This window comes from Planktothrix rubescens CCAP 1459/22 (genome assembly GCA_904830895.1).
GTDB lineage: Bacteria > Cyanobacteriota > Cyanobacteriia > Cyanobacteriales > Microcoleaceae > Planktothrix > Planktothrix agardhii.
Genome location: LR882958.1, coordinates 5161272 through 5183382 on the forward strand (window position 1 = coordinate 5161272; position 22111 = coordinate 5183382).

21 protein-coding genes and 3 tRNA genes are annotated in these 22111 nt (G+C 40.7%); 16 read left to right on the plus strand and 8 right to left on the minus strand.

From position 1 onward, the window contains the following. Positions 1-205: 205 nt before the first annotated feature. Entirely contained in the window at positions 206-1567 is a 1362-nt protein-coding gene (locus NMG86_RS23390; protein WP_081694415.1) for a polysaccharide deacetylase family protein, read from the minus strand. An 88-nt stretch (positions 1568-1655) separates the two neighbouring features. Here NMG86_RS23390 and NMG86_RS23395 point away from each other — a divergent pair, with 88 nt between their 5' ends. The 4 genes from NMG86_RS23395 to NMG86_RS23410 all read left to right on the plus strand — a co-directional run bounded on the left by NMG86_RS23395 (position 1656) and on the right by NMG86_RS23410 (position 4366). Next, a complete protein-coding gene (locus tag NMG86_RS23395) occupies positions 1656-2228 on the plus strand; it encodes a Uma2 family endonuclease (protein ID WP_026787919.1) in 573 nt (190 codons plus the stop codon). Positions 2229-2394: 166 nt separating this feature from the next. Beyond that, complete coding sequence (locus NMG86_RS23400; protein ID WP_026787920.1) at positions 2395-2883, plus strand: DUF29 domain-containing protein; 489 nt, start codon at positions 2395-2397, stop codon at positions 2881-2883. A gap of 292 nt (positions 2884-3175) precedes the next feature. Continuing rightward, positions 3176-3325 (plus strand): hypothetical protein, encoded by a 150-nt coding sequence (locus tag NMG86_RS23405; RefSeq protein WP_155806310.1) that lies wholly within the window; start codon positions 3176-3178, stop codon positions 3323-3325. Positions 3326-3517: 192 nt separating this feature from the next. After that, a complete protein-coding gene (locus tag NMG86_RS23410) occupies positions 3518-4366 on the plus strand; it encodes an acyl-CoA desaturase (protein WP_026795208.1) in 849 nt (282 codons plus the stop codon). A 79-nt stretch (positions 4367-4445) separates the two neighbouring features. Here NMG86_RS23410 and NMG86_RS23415 read toward each other — a convergent pair whose 3' ends face one another. Continuing rightward, complete coding sequence (locus NMG86_RS23415; protein ID WP_026796619.1) at positions 4446-5159, minus strand: rubrerythrin family protein; 714 nt, start codon at positions 5157-5159, stop codon at positions 4446-4448. A gap of 143 nt (positions 5160-5302) precedes the next feature. On the opposite strand from NMG86_RS23415, the gene NMG86_RS23420 reads away from it, so the two are divergent. The 3 genes from NMG86_RS23420 (at position 5303) to NMG86_RS23430 (ending at position 6318) form a co-directional block, all read left to right on the plus strand. After that, positions 5303-5725 (plus strand): Fur family transcriptional regulator, encoded by a 423-nt coding sequence (locus NMG86_RS23420; protein ID WP_042154808.1) that lies wholly within the window; start codon positions 5303-5305, stop codon positions 5723-5725. A gap of 202 nt (positions 5726-5927) precedes the next feature. After that, positions 5928-6140, plus strand: a complete 213-nt coding sequence (locus tag NMG86_RS23425; protein ID WP_026787924.1) for a hypothetical protein — start codon at positions 5928-5930, stop codon at positions 6138-6140. A gap of 105 nt (positions 6141-6245) precedes the next feature. After that, a tRNA-Ala gene (locus tag NMG86_RS23430) sits at positions 6246-6318 on the plus strand. Positions 6319-6432: 114 nt separating this feature from the next. Here the strand turns inward: NMG86_RS23430 and NMG86_RS23435 are convergent. Further along, complete coding sequence (locus tag NMG86_RS23435; protein WP_026787925.1) at positions 6433-7089, minus strand: pentapeptide repeat-containing protein; 657 nt, start codon at positions 7087-7089, stop codon at positions 6433-6435. 150 nt (positions 7090-7239) lie between these two features. Next, on the minus strand, positions 7240-8304 hold the full coding sequence (gene murG, locus NMG86_RS23440; RefSeq protein WP_026796620.1) for an undecaprenyldiphospho-muramoylpentapeptide beta-N-acetylglucosaminyltransferase: 1065 nt from the start codon (positions 8302-8304) through the stop codon (positions 7240-7242). 95 nt (positions 8305-8399) lie between these two features. Here murG and NMG86_RS23445 point away from each other — a divergent pair, with 95 nt between their 5' ends. From NMG86_RS23445 to pyrF, 4 genes are all read left to right on the plus strand, one after another. After that, entirely contained in the window at positions 8400-9242 is an 843-nt protein-coding gene (locus NMG86_RS23445; RefSeq protein ID WP_052338575.1) for a DUF8623 domain-containing protein, read from the plus strand. A 137-nt stretch (positions 9243-9379) separates the two neighbouring features. Then, entirely contained in the window at positions 9380-10351 is a 972-nt protein-coding gene (locus NMG86_RS23450; RefSeq protein ID WP_026796621.1) for an ABC transporter ATP-binding protein, read from the plus strand. 190 nt (positions 10352-10541) lie between these two features. Next, a tRNA-Met gene (locus NMG86_RS23455) sits at positions 10542-10615 on the plus strand. A gap of 106 nt (positions 10616-10721) precedes the next feature. Next, positions 10722-11429, plus strand: coding sequence for an orotidine-5'-phosphate decarboxylase (gene pyrF / locus NMG86_RS23460; protein ID WP_026796622.1), 708 nt, complete (start codon positions 10722-10724; stop codon positions 11427-11429). Positions 11430-11466: 37 nt separating this feature from the next. Here the strand turns inward: pyrF and NMG86_RS23465 are convergent, their stop codons facing one another. The 3 genes from NMG86_RS23465 to NMG86_RS23475 all read right to left on the minus strand — a co-directional run bounded on the left by NMG86_RS23465 (position 11467) and on the right by NMG86_RS23475 (position 14420). Then, positions 11467-12420, minus strand: coding sequence for a BadF/BadG/BcrA/BcrD ATPase family protein (locus NMG86_RS23465; RefSeq protein ID WP_026787930.1), 954 nt, complete (start codon positions 12418-12420; stop codon positions 11467-11469). A gap of 192 nt (positions 12421-12612) precedes the next feature. Next, positions 12613-13497 carry a S1 RNA-binding domain-containing protein gene (locus NMG86_RS23470; RefSeq protein ID WP_026787931.1) on the minus strand — a complete coding sequence of 295 codons (885 nt, stop codon included), beginning with the start codon at positions 13495-13497 and terminating at the stop codon, positions 12613-12615. 188 nt (positions 13498-13685) lie between these two features. Beyond that, positions 13686-14420 carry a dienelactone hydrolase family protein gene (locus NMG86_RS23475; RefSeq protein WP_026796623.1) on the minus strand — a complete coding sequence of 245 codons (735 nt, stop codon included), beginning with the start codon at positions 14418-14420 and terminating at the stop codon, positions 13686-13688. A 301-nt stretch (positions 14421-14721) separates the two neighbouring features. Between NMG86_RS23475 and NMG86_RS23480 the strand changes: the two genes are divergently transcribed. Together NMG86_RS23480 and NMG86_RS23485 are read left to right on the plus strand one after the other, a co-directional pair. Next, positions 14722-15705, plus strand: coding sequence for a GntR family transcriptional regulator (locus NMG86_RS23480; protein ID WP_026787933.1), 984 nt, complete (start codon positions 14722-14724; stop codon positions 15703-15705). A 55-nt stretch (positions 15706-15760) separates the two neighbouring features. Next, positions 15761-17251 carry a hypothetical protein gene (locus NMG86_RS23485; protein ID WP_026796624.1) on the plus strand — a complete coding sequence of 497 codons (1491 nt, stop codon included), beginning with the start codon at positions 15761-15763 and terminating at the stop codon, positions 17249-17251. Between the two features lie 156 nt (positions 17252-17407). On the opposite strand, the gene NMG86_RS23490 is transcribed toward NMG86_RS23485, so the two are convergent. Next, positions 17408-19468: a prolyl oligopeptidase family serine peptidase gene (locus NMG86_RS23490; protein ID WP_026787935.1), complete on the minus strand. Its 2061-nt coding sequence runs from the start codon at positions 19466-19468 to the stop codon at positions 17408-17410. 194 nt (positions 19469-19662) lie between these two features. Here NMG86_RS23490 and cofG point away from each other — a divergent pair, with 194 nt between their 5' ends. The 3 genes from cofG (at position 19663) to NMG86_RS23505 (ending at position 22075) form a co-directional block, all read left to right on the plus strand. Continuing rightward, on the plus strand, positions 19663-20643 hold the full coding sequence (gene cofG, locus NMG86_RS23495) for a 7,8-didemethyl-8-hydroxy-5-deazariboflavin synthase subunit CofG (protein WP_043937808.1): 981 nt from the start codon (positions 19663-19665) through the stop codon (positions 20641-20643). A gap of 16 nt (positions 20644-20659) precedes the next feature. Then, positions 20660-20730, plus strand: a tRNA-Cys gene (locus NMG86_RS23500). Between the two features lie 124 nt (positions 20731-20854). Beyond that, on the plus strand, positions 20855-22075 hold the full coding sequence (locus NMG86_RS23505) for a DNA double-strand break repair nuclease NurA (RefSeq protein WP_026796625.1): 1221 nt from the start codon (positions 20855-20857) through the stop codon (positions 22073-22075). Positions 22076-22111 lie beyond the last annotated feature (36 nt).

A 22111-nucleotide genomic window follows, 5' to 3' on the forward strand; every position in this document is an offset into this window, starting at 1 on the left:
CTAGACAAGCTAGGAACATCCTGCTATACTCCTTCCTAATCGTATATCGGAATAGAAGCCATGTCAAGAGAAAACCGATTTTCAATGTGGATGACTGATAGGGAGTCCGAAAAGTTGAAGATATATGCCGGAAGCCAATCTGTATCAATGGCTGAAGTTCTTAGGGATTATATTAAAATCTTGACTCCACCTAAAGGTGGCGACACTACATCCCACCCTTGAAAGAGGTGGGCTTTGTGTCGAGAACTTGTAAATCCATAAAATCCGCCAACTCGCTATAGGTGACACACCGAACTTCTGGTTTCCCACAAACCTCCTCAGCAAAACGAAATAGCGCATTCCAGTAAGCTCCCTGATTCCAAGCTGAAAAGTGATGACCGATATTTACAGGCGCACGGTTGCCAGAATAGTTACTATTGAAGTATTTTAAATAAGTTTGAAAAGTATCTTCTTCATAGCGCTTGGCATTACTAGAATTTGGTTTTGCCTGAGAATGGAGATAGTAAAAGTTATAATCCATTGATAGAACATTTTTGCGGGTAATTGCCGTTGTTAGGGAAGCCAGGGGAAAGTTCCAAATCCCATTTTCTTGTTTTGGCCAGTAATTCGCCGCTGCTACTTTGCTCGTATCATAGCGAAATCCGGTTTTCTTCAAAGTTTTGTATAAACCCGGACTCTGACCCAACTCAGGAGCGCGAAAACCTTGAATGGCGCTGCGGTCAAAGGCAAAAGCACCCTTCAAACCATTGATTTTGTAGGCATCAAAAATAAACTGATCAAAATAGTCAAACTCTTTTTTCCAGTCCGCCTCACTCCAGCGACTCCCATCAAAGTGACCCACCGCATGGGAGCCAATTTCATGACCCTCTTGGTATGCTTGATTTAACTGTTCCAGACGGAGATTAATCTCTTGCTTAGTGCCACCCCAACCAATGGCAGACCGTCCCTGACCCTTGCCCCCAGGGGGTTTATAGAGGTTGCGTTTCTCATTATTAACAAAATAAACCCCACTAATAAAATAGGTAAAGTGAGCCGGAATATTTTTTTTCGCCATACTTTGAGTAAAGTTGCGAGATTTTTTCCAGGCATCTAGGGAATAGGAGCCATCAAAAGCCAGTAGTACAAACTGAGGGGGACGACCTGCTACCGGATTTTGATCCTGAATTAGTTTATACAGTAAGGCGGAATTCCAGCGAGTTGACCCGCAAGCATCACCCCCATCAGCATCCTTACAGGCGGCAACCAATTTCTGAGAAAAAGGCCCCAAGGCCTGATTTCCTTCTACGCAATAGCCCAAAATTCGATTCAGGCGACTCCCATCGGGACAACGCCCTTTTCCATTAGAATAGAAATAACCTCCTAAACTATTAACAGGTTTTTTGGGGATTGGTTTCGAGGTTTCGGAGACTACTAAGTTAGACTGTTCGGTGGGTGAAACCAGCGAGGAGGGCTTGGCGCAACCCCAGAATATTAAGGATGAACTGAGATAAATGCAGGTTTGATAAAACCATTTTGACGTTTTCAACACGATGCTCCACTTCTTCAATAAATCACCAAATTCTACCATTTGTAGTAAGCCCTTCAGGGCTTAGATGCGTTCATGCTTCACTACAAAATGTTAGAATTAATTTAAAAATAACTTTATTTTCAAAACTATGATTGCTAATCAACACGAAACTTACATTTCTCCCGAAGATTATCTAGCAGGGGAAGAAACCAGCCCGATCAAACATGAATATATTGACGGACAAGTTTATGCAATGGCAGGGGCGAGTGATGCTCATGTTACAATCGCTGGAAACTTATTTACCCTGTTAAGAAATCATGTTCGAGGGCGGGGTTGTCGGGTTTATATGTCCGATATGAAAGCTCAGATAGATACGGCTAATATTTATTATTATCCTGATGTTATGGTAACTTGTGATCCCATGGATAAAAAATTTACAAATCATAAAAAATATCCTTGTTTAATTATCGAAGTTTTATCCCCAAAAACAGAAGCATTTGATCGTGGTGACAAGTTTGCCGACTATCAACAATTAGAAACCTTACAAGAGTATGTTTTAATTAACCAAAAACGTCAGCGTGTAGACTGTTTTCGTCGCAATAACGAAGGTTTGTGGGTATTACAATTCTATCATTCAGGCAGTGAAATTCATCTCACCAGTATTGATTTTCGCACTCATATCGAGGCTTTATATGAAGATGTTACCTTTGAAGATAATTAACTTCGTAGTAAGCCCTTTAGGGCTTAGAGTCCTGAAGGACTCACTACGAAATGAGCAACTTATTCAAAGTATTGAGTAGGTGATAAACAGGGTTTATTGACCCTATATAGCGATAAATTATGGAATCTGTTATACTTATGTAGATAAGAGAAAGGGAGTCAAAAAAATGACCACTATCCAATCAACGACAACTGCAATAACATCCCTTTATGATCGGGATTTTTATCTGTGGTTACAGACAACTATCAACATATTAAAAGAGGGAAAATTTGCCGAAGTAGATTTAGAGAACTTACTAGAGGAACTGGAAAGTATGGGGAGAAGCGATAAAAATGCTTTAAAAAGTAATTTGAAGGTACTTTTAATGCACTTACTCAAATATAAATATCAGCCAGAAAAACGAACAAATAGTTGGCGGTACATCATTCTTGAACATCGTCAACGCCTCCGAGATACCTTCAAAACCAGCCCGAGTCTATATCGTTTTTTTGAAGATATTTTTAATGAATCTTATCAAGATGCCAGGGAACTAGCCGCCGGTGAAACAGGTTTATCTATTAATCTATTTCCCACGGAGTCTCCCTTTACTGTAGAAGAAGTTCTTAATCCTGATTTTTTACCTTCTGAGAAGAATTGCCCAAAAAATGATCAGTAGGGATACGATATATCGTGTTCCTATGCTTTGAAACCTTTTGAAGAACGACAAAAGAGAGATAAACACTTATTGACAATTACACTAAAATATTTTAGTCTAAAAATTGTGTAATTATATACTCAACTTAAAATAGCAAAATTAATTGAGTCTGTTGACAGAATTTCCGCTTGGGGTGTTAACCCAAGATTTATTTGAATGTGAAAGTTATCCTAAAATTCAACAAAAACATGATATAATCCGGTTGGTTTAAATTTAAGATAACGAGGAAACCCGTCTGAACTTAAGAAAAAATTTGCGATCGCAACCCGGAATCGAAGTCGCCAGCGAAGCTACGAATGCTGAAACAGGCTTGTTGAATCAATTGATAATGATACATACTCAAGGGAGTGATCAAAATCTCGCCATCGCTGATCGAACTTTAAACCCAACAACAACTGGATAAACATTTTGTTTAAACTCAAATCAAAGGTTGATGAAAATACCAGAGATTTATTCAAGAGATCGCCAGGTAAGTCGGTGAGTTTTTGATTCACAATTTTTTCAGGAAGGATGGATAGAAATTTCTGTTATCCTACAATCAACCCAGATTGGCTTCCATTGATTAATTAAACATTTATTAGTTGAGGAGATTTTCATGACGTTTCAGACCGCAACTTCCCCGGAAAATGAACCAAAATTAAGCGGTTTAACAGTTGCGTTTTTCGGTATTATCCATTTGCTGGCTTTATTAGCACCTTGGTTTTTTTCCTGGTCAGCGTTAGGAATTACGCTGTTTCTACACTGGTTTTTTGGCAGTATTGGAATTTGTTTAGGCTACCATCGTCTATTAAGTCATCGCAGTTTTAAAGTTCCCAAATGGTTAGAATATGGGATTACTTTAGTTGGGGTTTGTGCCTTGCAAGGGGGGCCGATTTTTTGGGTAGCCGGACACCGTTTGCACCATGCCCATACCGAACATGAAGATAAAGATCCCTACTCCGCAAAACGAGGATTTTGGTGGAGTCACATGATGTGGATTTTCTATCCTCGTCCATCCTTTTTTGACGCTGAACACTACAAACGATTTGCACCGGATTTAGCACGAGATCCCTTTTATTGTTGGTTAGATCGGTATCATCTGTTAATGCAAATTCCCGTGGCCTTACTGCTTTATGCCATTGGGGGTTGGTCATGGGTCATTTATGGGGTATTTGTCCGGGCTGTGGTGTTGTGGCATAGTACCTGGTTGATTAATTCGGTAACTCATATGTGGGGATACCGCAGCTTTGACACCAATGATAATTCTCGGAATCTTTGGTGGGCGGCAATTTTTACCTACGGGGAAGGTTGGCATAATAACCATCACGCCTATCCGAATGTTGCTAAAGCGGGACTGAAATGGTGGGAACTCGATATGACTTGGTGGTCAATTTGGGTTTTAAAAACCGTTGGTTTGGCCCAGAAAGTGGTCATGCCCCCGACTCAACGGGTAAAACAAGCCTAAGAATAGGGAACAGGGAACCCGCCCCCTAAGACAGTTGATCCGATGGGCGGGTTTTTCATTGTGATTTGGGGGAAACGGGTTAGGCTGCGATCGCTTCTTCGTAAACCATAAAGCTCTTTTTGGTTACGCCACAAATCGGACAATGCCAATCTTCGGGAATGGCTTCAAAGGCTGTTCCTGGGGCAATACCGGAATCAGGATCACCGACAACAGGATCGTAAATCATTGAACATTGGCGACAAATCCATTTTTGGGTTTGAGGATCGCCAGGAGCGGATTTGGCGGTCGCAGCCCCACCGTGTAGTGTGTTCATGGCTTCCGTATATTGGTCGGCGTGATGATGTTCAATCGGAACCAACAAGCCAAAGTTAGAGGCGGCTTTGCGGAAAATTCCAGCGTGTTCCCGGGACTCAGCCTCTTGTTCTTCAAATTCACTCACCGCCTTCTGATCCCGATCAACTCGGGCTTGGGCGGCAAATTCGGGGTACATGGTGGTGTATTCGTAGGTTTCTCCTTCAATGGCTAACTCCAAACACCGGGCGGCAATTTTTTTCTTTTCTTCGTCGGATAGGGCATCGGGGTCAGCGACGACTAATTCAGGATGCAGGAGGCGGAAATGGGCGAAGGCGTGTTCTGTTTCTTGATTGGCGGTTTCTCGAAATAGTTTGGACAAATCCCCCATCCCAAGTTTTTTTGTAACTTCTGCGAAAAATAGATATTTGCGATTGGCCATTGATTCTCCACCAAAGGCAGATTCAAGGTTTTTGGCGGTTTCTGCGTTGGATAAGTCCATTGTGTCTCCTTTTATTGATCTGGCTATATCTAAGAATAATTCTTAGCTTTAAATTTGTCAAGGATAAGAATAAGATTGATCTAAAGTTCAGTTACTTAAAATAAATGTTATGATCTGTAAAGGAAGATTTAATATAGCAAGCCATGGAAGGTCAGAATAAAACCACCGAGATCAGCCAAAAGATGAAGCAAAAGGGGTTACGCATCACCCCCCAACGTTTTGCGGTTTATGCTAATCTCTTGTCTCGTTACGATCACCCGACAGTGGATGATATTCTCACCGAGATTAATCGGGAACTTCCTATCGCTTCTAAAGCTAGTGTTTATAGTGCTTTGACGGTTTTGCGATCGGTGGGATTAGTCCGAGAGGTACTGCTAGATGAAGGGGTAACTCGTTATGATGCCAAGGTGGAACCCCATCACCATTTTGTCTGTGAGTGTTGTGGGCAAATTCAGGATTTAGAGTGGGATGTCCTGGGTGATTTGCCTCTTAACCCTTTACCCCCAGGGTTTCGGGTGAATGCCTATGAAATTACGGTTAAGGGCTGTTGCGATCGCTGTGATTGATGGGTAATGGGTAATAGGTAATGGGTAATAGGTTTTGGGTAATGGGTAATGGGTTTTGGGTAATGGGTTTTGGGTTTTGGGTAATGGGTTTTGGGGGGATGAATCCTCTCTGTTGATCTTCTACGGAGTGATGGAATTGCTGAAGCTGGCATTCTGATCGGAACACTTGTTAGAATAGGGGAAATGTTACGAAACGTAACTTATGTTGATTCCTATTCTAATAATTGATGTGGCTCTGGTTGCTTGGTCATTACACTTAATGAAGCAAGCTGTGGAGTTCAAAGAATACTCCTTCATGCTGGCCGGGATCTTGGTTGCCTTGTCCGCCGCCGCTATGGGGTTAGTTTACTTCCTGATGGGATCTTGTATTGATCACTTCGCCCAAATGTCTCAGCACGCTTATTATTACTTTTAGTAGCCTTCGGAGCGTTGGGAATTCCGTTATCCTACACTCCGAAAAAAAGTTTTCACTGACTACTTGACAAAGCATTGGTTAAAAGACTATATTGAAATAATGCAAGGGGTTATAGCTCAGTTGGTAGAGCACCGCAATGGCATTGCGGGGGTCAGCGGTTCGAGCCCGCTTAGCTCCATTTATAAACAGTGTCCAATGGATAGTAAATAGTAAAATAAAATATCAAACCTCCAGGTAGGAATCCTGAATAGGTTGTGATATTTTGTTGTATGGGTTTGGTTTCTACAGGTTTTTATCGACGAATATCCATTAAATTTGCATTAATCATTGTGGTATTTTCTAAAGTCGCTCCGGCTAAATCTGAAGCGGTTAAATTTGCACCCGTGAGATTAGCGCCTGTTAAATCGGCATCGCGGAAATTAACACCACTGACATCAAATCCGTATAAACTGCCTTCTTTTAGCTTCACTTCACCTAAAGTAGCAACAGATTGTTGAGTATTTCTGAGGTTAGCACCCGTTAAATCTGCACTCTCTAAATTTGCTCCAATCAGATTAGCATGACTCAAGTTAGCATGGTTTAAATTAGCAATTACTAAACCCGCTAAACTCAGGTTAGAATAGCTCAAATTAGATTGTTCTAAATTAGCCCCATGTAACTTAGCTGCAACTAGATCGGCACTTTCTAAATTCGCTTCGGTCAATACAGCCCGATTAAAATTAACTTCATTCAGATTAGCACCCTGTAAATTAGCTCCTTTCAAGTTGGCATCTCGAAGATTAGCACCTTGAAGGTTCACACCTGCTAACTGAGCACCACTAAGGTCACACCCAGGGCAGTTTTTGGTTTCCAATAGCTGCTTGAGATGGGCGGGGTTCTCAGCCTGAGCGGGAACAGTTAAACCCAAGATCATCATCACTACTGTGGTGGCTACTGTTGCGAATTTCATACCCACACCCTCAAAAAACTTTATCTTTTATATCATCTATTATTATCGGGCATTGGGGTATGCGTGAAATCCCTGTTGTCTGTGATATTGTTTTGATCCCAGTGTGACGGAAATCACTGAGAAAAACCGTTACTGTTGATACAGTCCCCTCTAAACTACAAGCTTTCTGATTAAATCCCCTAATTGTTCTGCACTGTTGGTGATGGCAACGGAGGCGGTGGCTTGGGCCATTTTTTGTAACTGTTGAGGTGATTGTAACAGATACAAAACTTTACTCGCTAACAGGTCTGCGGTCAAGTCCTTTTGTGGAAACATCCACGCCGCACCCGCCCCGGCAAAAACCTTGGCATTATAGGTTTGATGATCTTCGGCGGCAAAGGGATAGGGAATTAAAATTGAGGGGGTGTGGGTAATGGCTAATTCCGTTAAGGTTCCTGCCCCTGCCCGACTCACGGCAAAAGTCGCCCGTTGAAACAGGGCTGCCATATCATTATAAAAAGGCATTTTAATATACTGAGGATGGTTTAACACCTCGACGTCGGGGTCATTATTTCCCGTTAAATGGACTACCCACGCCCCGGCTTCAAACCAAGTAGGAGCAGCCTCTCGGACTAATTTATTCACACTTACCGCCCCTTGACTTCCCCCAACCACCACAATAACGGGAACCTCATCGGGGAGGAAAAAAGATAAGGGTGCAGAAGTCTGGAGAAAGTTGGGACGCACGGGGGTTCCGACTACAACCGTATTAGTACGGGGAAGATAAGGAATAGCCGCTTCAAACCCTAAACCCACGGCATTACACCAGGGGCCAAAATTGCGAGTCACTTTTCCAGGTAAAGCATTAGACTCATGGAGAATTACGGGTAGACCGAGGGAACGAGCCGCAATAATAGCGGGTGCTGCAATATAGCCTCCGGTGGTGAATACCCCGCGAAACTTACCTTTTTTCAGGAGATGGCGAACTTGCACCAGGGAACGGGCGAATTTGACTAAGATTTTTAGGGTTCCTAAACCCAGGCGTTGCTGGAAGCCTTCAACGGAGATGGTATGGAGGGGATATTGGGACGGGACTAATTCTCGTTCGAGGCGATCGGGTACACCTAACCATTCTATCTCAAAATCAGACAGGTTTTCGGCGGTGGCGATCGCCGGAAATAAATGTCCACCTGTCCCACTGGCGGCAATGAGTAAGCGAATGGGTGTTTGACTCAAGTGTTCTCCCCTAGACTACGTTCAACTTTGTGTTATGGCTTTTTAAGTTACCATAAAACTTACAGGAAATCGCTATTCTTAATTTTGAAAATCCAATGACAATTTTTCCCATAGTTCAACGACAATCTTTTCAGAACAGGTATGGTGTACAGATGCGCCATTTATGGGCAAAGCCATTATTTTATGTAGTTCTAGGAACCATACTTTGGGGAATGGGTACGGGGATTTCCCTACGGGCGAATGCCGAAACCCCAGAAACAGCCCCCGCCAATGTCACTAATCTTTTAAATCAAATTGATGCCGCCGCTAATCGTCGAGACGTGGAAAAGGTAATGGGCTTTTATGGCTCTAATTTTACCAATTCTGATGGATTAGACTATCAAAGTTTGAGACAGGTTCTGAAAGAATTTTGGAATAGATATTCTCAACTTAATTATCGCACAGAATTACAATCTTGGCAACAAAATAGCGATATTTTAACCACAACAACTATTACGGAAATTACCGGAACTAAAAAAATTGATAATCGCGAGTTTGCCTTAACTTCCACCATCACATCACAGCAACAAATTCAAGGGGAAAAAATTATTAAACAGGAGATTATAGCAGAAAAAAATCAACTAACTTTAGGCAAGAAACCGCCAACGGTAGTTTTTAATCTCCCTGAACAAGTTAAAGCGGGTCAGGAATTTAATATTGATGCAATTGTTCAAGAACCTTTAGAGAATGATATTTTAATTGGAACCGCCATTACAGAACCCATTACCGCAGAAACCTATAATAATTCCGGTCTTTTACAATTAGAATTTTTACCCTCTGGCGGTATTTTCAAAGTAGGTCAAGCTCCCGATATAGCCGGAAATAATTGGATTTCTGCTATTTTAATGCGTCAAGGAGGAGTAACCTTAATCACCCAACGCTTACGAGTAGTCAAATAATCAGTCATCAGTCATCATTTGTAGGGGCGGGTTCATCAAGATTTAGGTGATTAACAACAATCTAAAATAACCCGCCCGTACCAGTTATCAGTTTATTACCCAATTCGTAATTCGTAATTCCTAATTCGTAATTCGTAATGATTCCTTTATTAGAGGTTAAAAATTTAGCCGTTAAGTTTTTTACCCTTGATGGGGTGGTTCATGCTGTGAATGGAATTTCCTATCAAGTCTATCCAGGGGAAACCCTAGGAATTGTTGGGGAGTCGGGGTCAGGAAAAAGTATTAGCGTCTTATCAATTTTAGGGTTAATTCCATCACCACCAGGGAAAATTACCCAAGGTGAAATTTTATTTGAAGGTAAAAATTTAATTAAATTCAATCCTCAACAATTACAACAAATTCGGGGTCATGAAATTGCGATGGTTTTTCAAGACCCGATGACTTCTCTTAACCCGGTTTTAACTATTGGTAAACAACTTACAGAAGCATTACAGATTCATATTAAATTAACATCAGAACAAGCTAAAAACCGAGCTATTAAACTATTGAAACAGGTGGGAATTTCCAATCCAGAAAAACGATTAAAAAACTATCCCCATGAATTTTCTGGAGGAATGCGTCAACGGGTAATGATTGCCATGGGTTTAGGATGTCAACCTAAATTATTAATCGCAGATGAACCCACTACCGCCTTAGATGTAACTGTTCAAGCGCAGGTTGTAGAATTAGTTAAACAACTAAAAAATGCACAGGGAATGTCTGTCATTTGGATTACCCATGATTTAGCATTATTAGCAGGATTAGCAGATAGAATTATAGTCATGTATGCGGGGCAAATTGTTGAACAAGCTACGGTGCATCAACTCTATAAAAACCCTCGTCATCCCTATACAATTGGACTATTAGAAAGTTTACCCCGACTGGATCAAATTCGTCAAGAACCGTTAAAAGCAATTGCTGGAATGCCACCCAGTTTAATAGATTATCCCCTAGGATGTCCCTTTGCTCCGCGATGTCGATTTGCGATTGAACATTGTTTTCAAGAAAACCCTAAATTAGAATTGATTGAAACCGAGCATCAAGTTGCTTGCTGGGTAAAACCAACTTAGGAATGGAAAACCAAGAACATTCGGTCTACTGTAGACGGGGATAGTGATTTTACCTTTGATGCCGTTAGGCGTTGATCACAATAGAGCATCTGCTTTTCCCCCTACCTCCCCTGCGCCAAAAAAAATATTTTCCAAAAGGGGTTGCCAAATCCAGAAGGTTATGGTTATAATACAAAAGGAAGAAAAGCAACGCGGGGTAGAGCAGTCTGGTAGCTCGTCGGGCTCATAACCCGAAGGTCAGGAGTTCAAATCCCCTCCCCGCCATTTTATAAGATAATATCATCTTTGTTTTTTGAAAGGGGACTTGTTGAAGGTATGGCAAGTTCCTGGTACTGAGTCCTAAAGGACTCACTACAATTTATAATTGAAAATGAACTTAGATAAAATTATTGTTCCCTTGGATGTTTCTAGTAAAGAAGATGCGATCGCCCTAGTTGAAAAACTGCATCAAGTTACATTCTGGAAAGTGGGTTTAGAATTATTTGTTAGTTGTGGCCCAGAAATTTTAACCTTCCTCAAATCTCAAGAAAAACGCATTTTTCTGGATTTAAAATTTCATGATATTCCTAATACCGTTGCTGGAGCTTGTCGGTCTGCTTCCCGATATGGTGTGGATTTAATTACCCTTCATGCAACAGCCGGAAAAACAGCCATGAAAGCCGCACAAATGGCCGCAGAAGATGGCGCAAAGGAGGCGGGTTATCCCGTCCCCAAATTAATCGCTATTACCCTATTAACCAGTTTAAATTCTAGGGATTTAGCCTTTGATTTAAAAGTACCTTTAGAGTTACCTGAATATGCTTTAAGTATGGCTTTATTAGCTCAAGAAAGTGGGTTGGTGGGGGCAGTTTGTTCTCCCCAGGAAGTCGCCCAACTCCGTCAAACCTGTGGGGATGAGTTTCTATTAGTTTGTCCGGGGGTACGTCCGGTTTGGGCAGATAAAGGCGATCAACAACGGACTTTTACCCCATCCGAAGCCCTGAAAGCCGGGGCGAATTACCTGGTTATTGGACGTCCGATCACCGCCTCTAATGATCCCGTTAAGGCCCTAGAACGTATTATTGAGGAAATTAGGTAAGCTGTTGTTTATTGTCTAATTGTCCTTGATGATCAGACTATTCTAGTGCTAACAATCCCGCACCATAAGCTGGTTCATGACGAGGAGATATAATATTAGCCCAAGGAGCGATCGCATTAATTTCAACTTCAAATTGATGGCGAAAATTAGCTAATCCTTGCCATACTCCTCCGGTCACTACAATTTCAAAGGATTCTGTTGGTTCAAATAAAGCATTAATGGCGACTTCCGTAGCTAAAGCTAATTCATTAACGGCATTTTTAATAATATTTTGAGCGACCGAATCACCCTCCGCCGCAACTTGATCTATAATGGGCGCTAAACTAGCGATTTTTTTAACTCCCCATCCTTGACGGTAAATAATAGGAATTAATTCTTCAATGGAATTTAACTTTAAAGTGTCTTTAAATTTGGGAATTAGATTCGTATATTCTAGGCGACCATCATGGGAACGTAAGGCAGCTTTTAGCCCCTGAATCGCAATATCATAACCACTGCCTTCATCTCCTAAAATATAACCCCAACCGCCGACTCGTTTTGTGATTCCTTGACGATTTTTTCCGAATATATGGGAACCTGTTCCGGCAATTACAACTATACCAACGGAGTGACCTAAACCTCCGACTAAAGCAATTACACTATCACCATTAATAATAATATTTTCTGGGGTTAATTTCCAGTCAATAGATAATTCTTGGTGAGTTTGAATTTCTTGGATCAAATTACGAATTAAATCAATATCTTCAGGACGCCCTACTCCTGCTAATCCTAAACTAATTCCTTGAATTGGAACTAACCCTTCTAAGGCTAAAAAACTCTGATCAACTGCTTGTTTAATCGCTGAAATAATGTTGATTTTAGCTGCATCAATTCCGACTGTTTGATAATTAGAGGGCCCGGCTTGTCCCCGTCCTAATATTTGACCTTCGGCATTCATTAACACACAAACTGTTTTAGAACCGCCGCCATCAATTCCTAAAACATGAATCATGAGAAGTTTGACAATTAAAATTATAGAGGGAACAGCCCCCGCCGTGCACGGGGGGCTAGGGGGGGAGGGAACACCGGAACACCGGAACACCGGAACAGGGGGGGAAAGACTTTAACAGATAGATTTGCTGGATCGGTCTTTGTCAAAAATAATCCCCCTAAAATAATAATAATATTAGGGGGAAATTTTAAATTACAGAATAATTAACTTTTTAGCTCTTTCTGAACGAGCTTCGGCTGATTCCATCACTTCTGATAATTTCTCGACTACTTCACCTGGATAATTTTCTAATATTCGGGTAGAGAGGGAAATCCGATGGCGACCTTCATCTAAACTAATCACCATTGCTTTGATAAAGTTACCTACGGGGAAAAGGGTGGGTAAAGATTCAACATATTTTTGACTGACTTCTTTAATGTGAATTAATCCGGTCACTCCTTCAATATCCACAAACACGCCAAAGGGTTTAACTCCCATGACTTTTCCTTCCACCAGTTGACCGACTTCTAGTTGACTAAAACCGATGGATTGAGAGGCTAATCTTTGGGATAAAACAATTTTATTCCGTTCGGGATCTAATTCTAAAATACTAACACTTAAAGATTGATCAACTAAGGAGTCTAGGTCGTCTTTTTCTAAGAGATGCGATCGAGGAATAAATCCTCGTAAAGAATGAACTTCAACGGTCACACCTCCTCGATTTACTCCGGTCACTCTAGCTTGTAAAGATTGACCTCCATTTTGAGCGTCTAGGAGTTGATCCCAAATTTGTTTCATTTCTAATTGTCGGATGGAAAGTAAGATTTGACCATCGGCATTTTGTTCTCTAATAATTAGAAAATCTCGCTCCTCTTTTAAGGGGAGAATTTCGGAAACATCCTCAACTTCTACAATTGAAATCTCTTTTTTAGGAATAAAACCAGGAGATTTAGCTCCTTTAATATCAATGTAAGCACCATCACTGGTATAGGATTCTACCTGACCCTTGACGATTTGCCCTTTATGTAAATCATAATTCTGTTGATCTAGGGCTTTGGCAAAATCATCAAGAGAAAAGGACGGGTTTTTAGTAGCCATAACAAAAAGTAAAGAAAAACAAAAATAAAGGTGTTAGGAACCTGCTTATAACGCTGCTCTCGTCTTCAACAACACTCCAATCTTCTGAGCATAACACAGTTAGAGGAGGTCGGGTGAATAAGGCGGACAGGGGAGGCGGAAGTAAAATATTCCCCATTCCCCATTCGTAATTCGTAATTCGTAATTCTCTATAACTCCTGCTGAAAGATTTGTTTAACCTGTGTCCAGGCGTCTTGAGCAGCTTGGGGGTTGTAGGTGCTGCGTTGGTCGCAGAAGAAGCCGTGATCGGTTTTGTAGCGGAAAATTTGATGGGGAATTTGATGGTTTTGGAGTTCGGTTTCGATTTGATCTACTTGTTCGTTAGGAATTAGGGGATCTTCTGTGCCAAAAAAGCCATAGAGAACCCCTTGAATGTCTGCTGTACGGGTGATTGTTGGGGCTCCGCCACCGGGGGTCATAGTGGCAATCCCAGCCCCATAGAAACAGGCTGTGGCTTGGATATCGGGGAGGGTGGCGGCTAAATAGACGACGTGACCGCCAAAACAAAACCCAATGGTACCGAATTTGGGTTTTAGGTTGGGGAGGGTTTTTAAGTATTTGAGGGTGGCTTGAATATCGCTTAATAGTTCTGGGGCGGTAGTTTGATCTTTATATTTTCGTCCTAATTCTATATCCTCTGGAGTATAACCGACATCAAAACCCGGGGCAAAGCGTTGATAAATGGCGGGTGCGATCGCAATATATCCTTCTTTGGCGATGCGTTCGGTCACATCTCTAATATGGGAATTAACCCCAAAAATTTCTTGAATCACAATCACGGCGGGAAATGGCCCTTCTCCCTGGGGTTGAGCGAGATAGGCGTCAATTTGTAAGTCCCCATTGGGAATCTGAACATTGGTGGTGTGTAGGGGTTGATTGATCATTATCTTTTAATCTGTTACGAATAACTCTCAACACTATACCGATATATCCCCAAATCGGGTAATATGCAAGATATCAAATGATTGCAATTGATAATGAATAAAATTAATCAAAACTTTCTGATACAAAACGGGTAAAACTTTAGAACTCGTTAAAAAAAACAAAAAGCCGATCAATAAATGGCACAATTAAAATTAAAGGGTGTAAAAATTTTCAGGAGATAAATCCATATTTTTCTCAAACAGTAATGTCTGGGAAATAGACACTTAACCCATTTTTCTTTATTCCCTTGGAGATTTAATCATGGTTCGGTTTTATATTCAACCTGATAGCGATATTCCCGCCTCTAACCAACTATTTAATCAGATTAGATTTGCGATCGCCTCTCGAGAATTTCCCCCTGGACAACGTTTACCCAGCACTCGTCAACTGGCGATGGAAACGGGATTACACCGGAATACGATTAGCAAAGTTTATCGACAATTGGAAGATAATGGTTTAGTAGAAGCTCAGGCGGGATCGGGGATTTATGTGCGGGCTTTAGGTAATGAAAGTGGCTCTAGGTTAAACTCGCCGATTTTAGAAGATTATCCCCAAGCTAATAAAACTATTCAACGAAGTTTGGATGAATTATTATCTCAAGGATGTACCCTGAATCAAGCCAGAGAAATGTTTCTTGGGGAAATTGATTGGCGATTACGGTGTAGTGCCCGGGTTTTAGTAACGGCTCCGGCTCAAGATATTGGGATTGGAGAATTAATGGCTCAGGAATTAGAAGAAGCCCTAAAAATTCCAGTACAATTAGTCCCGATTGAACAGCTACCCGAATTATTAGAAAAAGTCCCATCGGGAACGGTGGTGACCAGTCGCTATTTTATTGGACAAGCCGAAGCCATTGCCGCCCCTAAGTCCGTGCGGGTGATTCCGATTGATATTCATAACTATGCGAAGGAAATTGAGTTGGTGCGGGATGCTCCCAAGGGGACTTATTTAGGAATTGTGAGTCTGAGTTCGGGGTTATTAAGGGCGACGGAAGTGATTATTCACAGCTTGCGGGGGGATGATATTTTGGTACTGACGGCTCAATTAAGCGATCCCTATAAGATTAATTCGATTATTCGCACGGCGCGGATTATTATTTGTGATCAAGCCAGTTATCCGGTGATCAAGAATTTGGTTCATACCAATCGAGAAGAATTGATTCGTCAACCTCAATTGGTCTGCTGTCCGAATTATATTGGTGCAGAATCAATTAATTTGCTCAAACGGGAGTTAGGTTTGAGTTAAAATTGAACATCTAAAATTTTAATGGTAGAATATCTCACTTACTAGGGAGAAAATTATGAAAACAGCAGTTTTAGAACAAAAGCAAAAACAAGATATTAGCAAATCCTCCGAGGTAGAAGCTAAAAATCCTTTTTTAGAAGAAGAAACGGAAGAATATAATCCTTTTGATATTCAAGATATAGAGGCTTTAGAGGATATCAGTACATCGGTTGAGGAAGAAACTGATATTGATGAACCATCTCCCCAAGAACCACCAATTCGTAAGGGATTAAATCTAGTTTTACTGGCTAAAATTGCTGCGGTTTTACTTGTGGTATTTGGATGTGTTTATACTGTAACTCGTCCCTGTGTGACGGGAGAATGTCAGGAAATAGATACCGCCAGAGATTTTAGTCAAAAATCTAAACAAATCATTGAAACCGTCAGTTCTTCTAAAGCTCCTATTTTGGCGTCAGAAGATTTACAATCGGGGATTAAACTCTTAGAAACCATTCCTTTTTGGTCGCCCCGTTATCCTGAATCCCAAGCTCTTTTATCGGTTTATCGTCAAGAATATAACGAATTAAATTCGGTAGTTAAATCCTTAAATGTGGCGGCAAAGGCTTCAGAAATGGGTCAAAATCCACCCCATTCCGTAGAAGATTGGACGAAAATGCAATCTTTATGGGAAGAAGCGATCGCCCTTTTAGATCAAGTTCCTAATAGTAGTATTGTTTATCCCTTTGCTCAAGCCCGATGGCAACAATATCGTGCTAATTTAGGGGATGTGAGAAATCGCTTAAAATTAGAACGGGATGGGGAACAAATTTTAGCCACGGCGAAGAAAACCGCCCAAGTTGCAGAAGCCCGTCAAGGAGTAGCCAAATATGCCGAAAGTTGGCAACAGGTGTTTGAAACTTGGCAAACCGCAGCTAATACTTTATCGACTATTCCCTATGGGACAACGGCTTATCAATCAGCCCAGGTTTTATTAGCCCGGTATCAACCTAAAGTAGAATCGGCTCGCGATCGCAAAACCATTGAACAAGTGGGTTTAGATGCTTATAATCAAGCGATTAGTAATTCTGAACAAGCCAAACTTTTAGAACAACGGGGTGCTTGGTCTGAGGCTGTTACCTATTGGAGTCGGGCGGTCAGTTACGGAAAACAAGTTCCGGTTAGTAGTTCCTATTCTGCGAAAATTAAGCCCCTTTTAACAACATTTAATGAGTCTTGGAAACGGGCAGATATTCAAAATCAGATTACATCTCGTTTGGAAAAAGCCCGTCAAGATTTAGGTAAATTATGCAGTGGAAATCCCAAGGTTTGTAACTATAGTGTAACTGAAAGTTTGATTACGGTTCGCTTAACCTCTGAATATGTCAATCAAATTCAATCTACGGCTAAAAATGCCGATCAAGCAGGGGATTCTAAAAAACGTTCCGAAGCTGAAAAGCACGTTCAAGTCCTCAAAGTTGCTTTAGAAACTATTAGTCAAAATGCCAAAATTTCCCTAGAAGTTTATGGGGCTAATAACGAAAAAATTGCCACCCATGTTCCTTTATAAAAACTGCTAAGTAGTTAGGCTCATTGTTGTGCGTTGTTGTGCGTTGTTGCGCGTTGTTGCGCACGTTGTTGCGCACGTTGTTGCGCTTCAGCGCACGTTGTTGTGCTTCAGCGCCCCTAGAAAGAGCGCTAAAGCGCAACAACGGCAACAACGTTTTTAGGAATTAATCTGGAGAACTCGCTTTAAAAAAGCAAATTGATCGGCAATTTCCTCAATCACTTTATCCGTGGGTTTTCCGGCGCCATGTCCGGCTTTTGTTTCAATTCTGATTAATACTGGATTTTCCCCAATATGGTGTTCCTGTAAAGCAGAAGCAAACTTAAAACTATGGGCGGGAACCACTCGATCATCATGATCTCCTGTGGTAATTAAAGTAGCAGGATAGGCGGTTCCTGGCTTCAAATTATGCAGAGGAGAATAGGCGTATAAGGCTTGAAATTCTTCGGGATTTTCCGGCGAACCATAATCGGAACACCAGGCCCAACCAATAGTAAATTTATGGAAGCGGAGCATATCTAAAACCCCCACCGCAGGTAACACCGCCGCGAATAAATCCGGGCGTTGAATCATACAAGCTCCTACTAACAACCCACCATTACTTCCCCCCATAATTGCTAATTTTTCAGCCGAAGTATAGCGTTTTTCTATTAACCATTCGGCGGCACTAATAAAGTCATCAAAGACATTTTGTTTCTTGAGTTTTGTTCCGGCTTGATGCCAATTTTCTCCATATTCTCCCCCGCCTCGTAAATTGGCGATCGCATAAACACCACCCATTTCCAACCAGACTAAACGACTAATAGAAAACGAAGGCGTTAGGGAAATATTAAATCCCCCATATCCATATAATATTGTCGGGTTATTTCCATTCAATTCTACCCCTTTTTTAGCAGTAATAAACATGGGAATTAAAGTACCATCTTTACTGGGATAAAAAATTTGTTGGGTTTCGTAATCATCGGGATTAAAGTCAACCTGAGCTTGACGATAAATTGTACTTTCTCCCGTAATCAGATTGTAGCGATAAATAGTATTAGGAGCGGTGAAACTGGTATAACTATAGAAGGTTTCCGTATCATATCGCTTCCCCCCAAAACCTCCCACAGAACCAATTCCTGGTAATTCAATTTCCCGAACAAATGACCCATCTAAATTAAAGATTTTCATTTGAGTATGGGCATCTTTCAAATAATCGGCAATGAATTGATTATTTAAAATGTTAACTCCTTCTAGGGTTTCTGGAGCTTCGGGAATAATTTCGGTAGGAATTTTGGTATTAATATCAATGGCAATTACTCGACTTCGAGAAGCATCTAAATCCGTCGTAAACCAAAAGATATCTCCTTGATAATCAATAAAACTATAACTGGCTTCAAACTCAGAAATTAGTTCTATAACCTCAGTATTGGGTTGAGTTAAATCTTGATAAAAAACCAAGTTTTTAGATTCAGTTCCCTTCCAAACAGAAATAATTAAATACTTACCATCTTCGGTAACAAATCCATTAAATCCCCATTCTTTATGATCAGGACGTTCATAAATTAAGGTATCTTCAGATTGGTCAGTTCCTAAATGATGGTAATAGAGTTTTTGAAAATAATTGATTTCTTCTAAAGGTTTTCCGTCCTGGGGTTGATCATAACGACTATAATAGAATCCTTGATGATCGTGTGTCCAAGATGCTCCCGAAAATTTAACCCATTTTAAATGATCCGATAAATCTTCTTTAGTATTAATATCTCTGACTTTCCATTCTTGCCAATCAGAACCGGAAGTTGATAACCCGTAAGCGATTAAATTTCCATCTTCACTAATAGACATTCCTGATAGGGCAACTGTACCATCATCAGATAGGATATTTGGGTCTAATAAAACTTCAGGTTCGGCATCTAATGAGTCTAAAACATACAAAATACTTTGATTCTGGAGTCCATCATTTTTAAAATAAAAATAGCGATTTCCCTGCTTAAAAGGAATCCCATATTTTTCATAATCCCAAAGTTGAGTTAGGCGTTGTTTAATCGTTTCTTTGGCTGGAATTTGATTCAAATAACCGAATGTTACCGCGTTTTGGGCTTCAACCCATGAAGCGGTTTCTTCTGAGTCTAAATCTTCTAACCACCGATAGGGGTCAGCAACGGTGACGCCATGATAATTGTCAACTTGATCAGATTTCCGAGTTTGAGGATAGCTAAAGATTGAATTCTGTTCAGACATGGGGTTAAATAATAAGGGTTGAACTGTACTGTAGTGTACTGTAGGGTGAGAGCATCGCAGCGTCACGCACCACTTGACAGATGATTAAATTGAGATCATCGGCGAGTTTTGATAAATTATTTTGAGGTATTCTCGAACTCACCCCTACTGATTCTATTATAATTGAAAAAGATCATTATGATGAAATTAAATTTATGATCAATCAACAAATTACTTACAGTCGGGCTTATACCTTAGTTCCGACGTATGATTGTTTTAATCGCTGTAGTTATTGTAACTTTAGAACCGATATTGGTAAAAGTCCCTGGTTAACCTTAACAGAAGCCGAAAAAATTTTAAAATCACTTCAAAATCAAGGAATTATTGAGATTTTAGTATTAAGTGGAGAAGTCCATCCCAATAGTTCTCAACGTTTGGCTTGGTTTAAACGGATTTATGAATTATGTGAATTAGCAATATCTTTAGGATTTTTACCCCATACCAATGTTGGGCCATTAAATTTCACGGAAATGACCCAATTAAAACAAGTGAATGTTTCTATGGGTTTAATGTTAGAACAAATTAACCCCAAATTATTAGAAACCGTTCATCGTTATTCCCCTAGTAAAATCCCAGGACTGCGATTAAAACAGTTAGAATGGGCAGGAGAATTAAAAATACCATTTACCACGGGTTTATTATTGGGAATTGGAGAAACCTCGACAGACTGGCGAGATACTTTAAATGCAATCACAATGATTCATAAACGATGGGGACATATTCAAGAAGTAATTTTACAACCCCATAGTTTAGGGAGTCAACAAAGCGATCCCAGAAACAGTTTTAATTTACAACAATTACCCGAATTTGTGGCGATCGCCCATTCTATTTTACCTCCTGATATTACCTTACAAATACCCCCCAATTTAGTTACCCATCCTGATATTTTATTAGCCTGTTTGGAAGCCGGGGCGCGGGATCTCGGCGGAATCGGCCCCCGTGACGAAGTGAACCCCGACTATCCCCATCCCCATCAGCAGTCCTTACAGGAGATTCTAGCCCCCAATGGGTGGGAATTGGTGCGACGGCTGCCCGTTTATCCTCAGTACGATCCTTGGGTATTCCCTGACCTGCAAGGAGTTGTGACGGAATGGCGAAGAAAACTTGCTATTTCAGAAACACCTGTGTTATATTAAATAACTGCATGGTCGTGGCGGCATAGCCAAGTGGTAAGGCAGAGGTCTGCAAAATCTCCATCCCCAGTTCAAATCTGGGTGCCGCCTTTAAAATAATCAATTTATGGGGTCTAGTCTTTCAGGATTTGATCCTTTATTTAGTTTGTTTGTTATGATCAAATATTATTACGGAACCTGCCCCTACATTTTCTTGTTTCCCCCAAAATAACTTATGTTAGATCTAACAAAATTGGCTCAACAAATGCAAGGCATGAGTCAACATATTAATCGAGAAGCAGAAGCATCCCGTAAACGCATTGAAATCGCTTTAAATTTAATTGAACAAGCGAAATTAAATGATGATCAGTTAATGCGGAACTATGAAGACTTTCAGGCGAAAATGATCTTTAAACCCGCTACTCCCTTAGAACCTTTAAGTTATTGTCCTGATATTAATGCACCTCCTTTAGCCCATACCGTTTTTGCCACGGATGGTTCCCAAATTGCGCCCAGTGCCCATGAAATTGCCTATTGTTATTTAATTAATATCGGGCGAGTAATTTTACATTATGGTCAAAGTCGTCATCCGATTTTAGATAGTATTCCTGAAATTTATTATCGCCCGGAAGACTTATATTTATCCCGCCAATGGGGAATTAAAACCGAAGAATGGATGGGATATCGTCGGGCCGTATCGGAAGCGATTATTTTAGCAGAATCGGGGAATCAATTATTAGAAATTTCACCAAATCAACAGTTAACTGTTCCCACTTTAGCCTTAGTTGATGGCTCGTTAATCTATTGGTTTTTAGAACAATTACCCTCAGAAGCCAGAGATTTAATTTTATTACCAATTTTAGAATCTTGGGAACAGTTACGGTTAGCGGGTATTCCTTTATTTGGATATGTCAGTGCTTCTCGTAGTAGTGAAAGTTTATCTTTTTTACGGTTACAATCCTGTCCCTTTGATCAACCCAATTGTTTACAACATTGTCCGGGGATAGGAGGTATAATTTCAACCGGAAGCGAGAAAAAAGCCCCTTGTCAAGTGTTTGAACCCCTGCGGGATACGGTATTATGGGAATCCCAATTAAAACCCGGTCAACGGAGTCCTTTTTGGCGTTCTAATTCATCAATTTTAGATTTATATGAACATCATCAAATCTATTTTTGTTATGTGAATATGGGTAGTGAAATCGCCCGTTTAGAAGTTCCGGCTTGGGTGGTAGAAAATTCTGACCAATTAGAGTTAGCATTAGGAATGGTGATGGCGCAAGTTCAAAAGGGATATGGTTATCCAGTAGTGTTAGCAGAAGCCCATAATCAAGCAGTGGTAAAAGGGGGCGATCGCACTCGATTTTTTACCATGTTAGAGCAAGAAATGATTAAAGCGGGATTAAGAAATGTGGGAATTTCTTATAAGGAAGCAAGAAAAAGAGGTAGTATTGCGTGAAATCAGTCATCACTGTAGAGAGGTGCCATGGCGCGT

What these genes read in the sequence shown, in the direction of transcription:
- NMG86_RS23445 (WP_052338575.1), top strand. Translation starts at nt 8,400, where the DNA reads ATGACAATTTTTCCCATAGTTCAACGACAATCTTTTCAGAACAGGTAT.
- NMG86_RS23475 (WP_026796623.1), bottom strand. Translation starts at nt 14,420, where the DNA reads ATGATCAATCAACCCCTACACACCACCAATGTTCAGATTCCCAATGGG.
- NMG86_RS23400 (WP_026787920.1), top strand. Translation starts at nt 2,395, where the DNA reads ATGACCACTATCCAATCAACGACAACTGCAATAACATCCCTTTATGAT.
- NMG86_RS23390 (WP_081694415.1), bottom strand. Translation starts at nt 1,567, where the DNA reads ATGGTAGAATTTGGTGATTTATTGAAGAAGTGGAGCATCGTGTTGAAA.
- NMG86_RS23505 (WP_026796625.1), top strand. Translation starts at nt 20,855, where the DNA reads ATGTTAGATCTAACAAAATTGGCTCAACAAATGCAAGGCATGAGTCAA.
- NMG86_RS23425 (WP_026787924.1), top strand. Translation starts at nt 5,928, where the DNA reads ATGTTGATTCCTATTCTAATAATTGATGTGGCTCTGGTTGCTTGGTCA.
- NMG86_RS23490 (WP_026787935.1), bottom strand. Translation starts at nt 19,468, where the DNA reads ATGTCTGAACAGAATTCAATCTTTAGCTATCCTCAAACTCGGAAATCT.
- NMG86_RS23470 (WP_026787931.1), bottom strand. Translation starts at nt 13,497, where the DNA reads ATGGCTACTAAAAACCCGTCCTTTTCTCTTGATGATTTTGCCAAAGCC.
- cofG (WP_043937808.1), top strand. Translation starts at nt 19,663, where the DNA reads ATGATCAATCAACAAATTACTTACAGTCGGGCTTATACCTTAGTTCCG.
- NMG86_RS23480 (WP_026787933.1), top strand. Translation starts at nt 14,722, where the DNA reads ATGGTTCGGTTTTATATTCAACCTGATAGCGATATTCCCGCCTCTAAC.
- NMG86_RS23420 (WP_042154808.1), top strand. Translation starts at nt 5,303, where the DNA reads ATGGAAGGTCAGAATAAAACCACCGAGATCAGCCAAAAGATGAAGCAA.
- NMG86_RS23485 (WP_026796624.1), top strand. Translation starts at nt 15,761, where the DNA reads ATGAAAACAGCAGTTTTAGAACAAAAGCAAAAACAAGATATTAGCAAA.
- NMG86_RS23410 (WP_026795208.1), top strand. Translation starts at nt 3,518, where the DNA reads ATGACGTTTCAGACCGCAACTTCCCCGGAAAATGAACCAAAATTAAGC.
- NMG86_RS23395 (WP_026787919.1), top strand. Translation starts at nt 1,656, where the DNA reads ATGATTGCTAATCAACACGAAACTTACATTTCTCCCGAAGATTATCTA.
- NMG86_RS23415 (WP_026796619.1), bottom strand. Translation starts at nt 5,159, where the DNA reads ATGGACTTATCCAACGCAGAAACCGCCAAAAACCTTGAATCTGCCTTT.
- pyrF (WP_026796622.1), top strand. Translation starts at nt 10,722, where the DNA reads ATGAACTTAGATAAAATTATTGTTCCCTTGGATGTTTCTAGTAAAGAA.
- NMG86_RS23450 (WP_026796621.1), top strand. Translation starts at nt 9,380, where the DNA reads ATGATTCCTTTATTAGAGGTTAAAAATTTAGCCGTTAAGTTTTTTACC.
- NMG86_RS23465 (WP_026787930.1), bottom strand. Translation starts at nt 12,420, where the DNA reads ATGATTCATGTTTTAGGAATTGATGGCGGCGGTTCTAAAACAGTTTGT.
- NMG86_RS23435 (WP_026787925.1), bottom strand. Translation starts at nt 7,089, where the DNA reads ATGAAATTCGCAACAGTAGCCACCACAGTAGTGATGATGATCTTGGGT.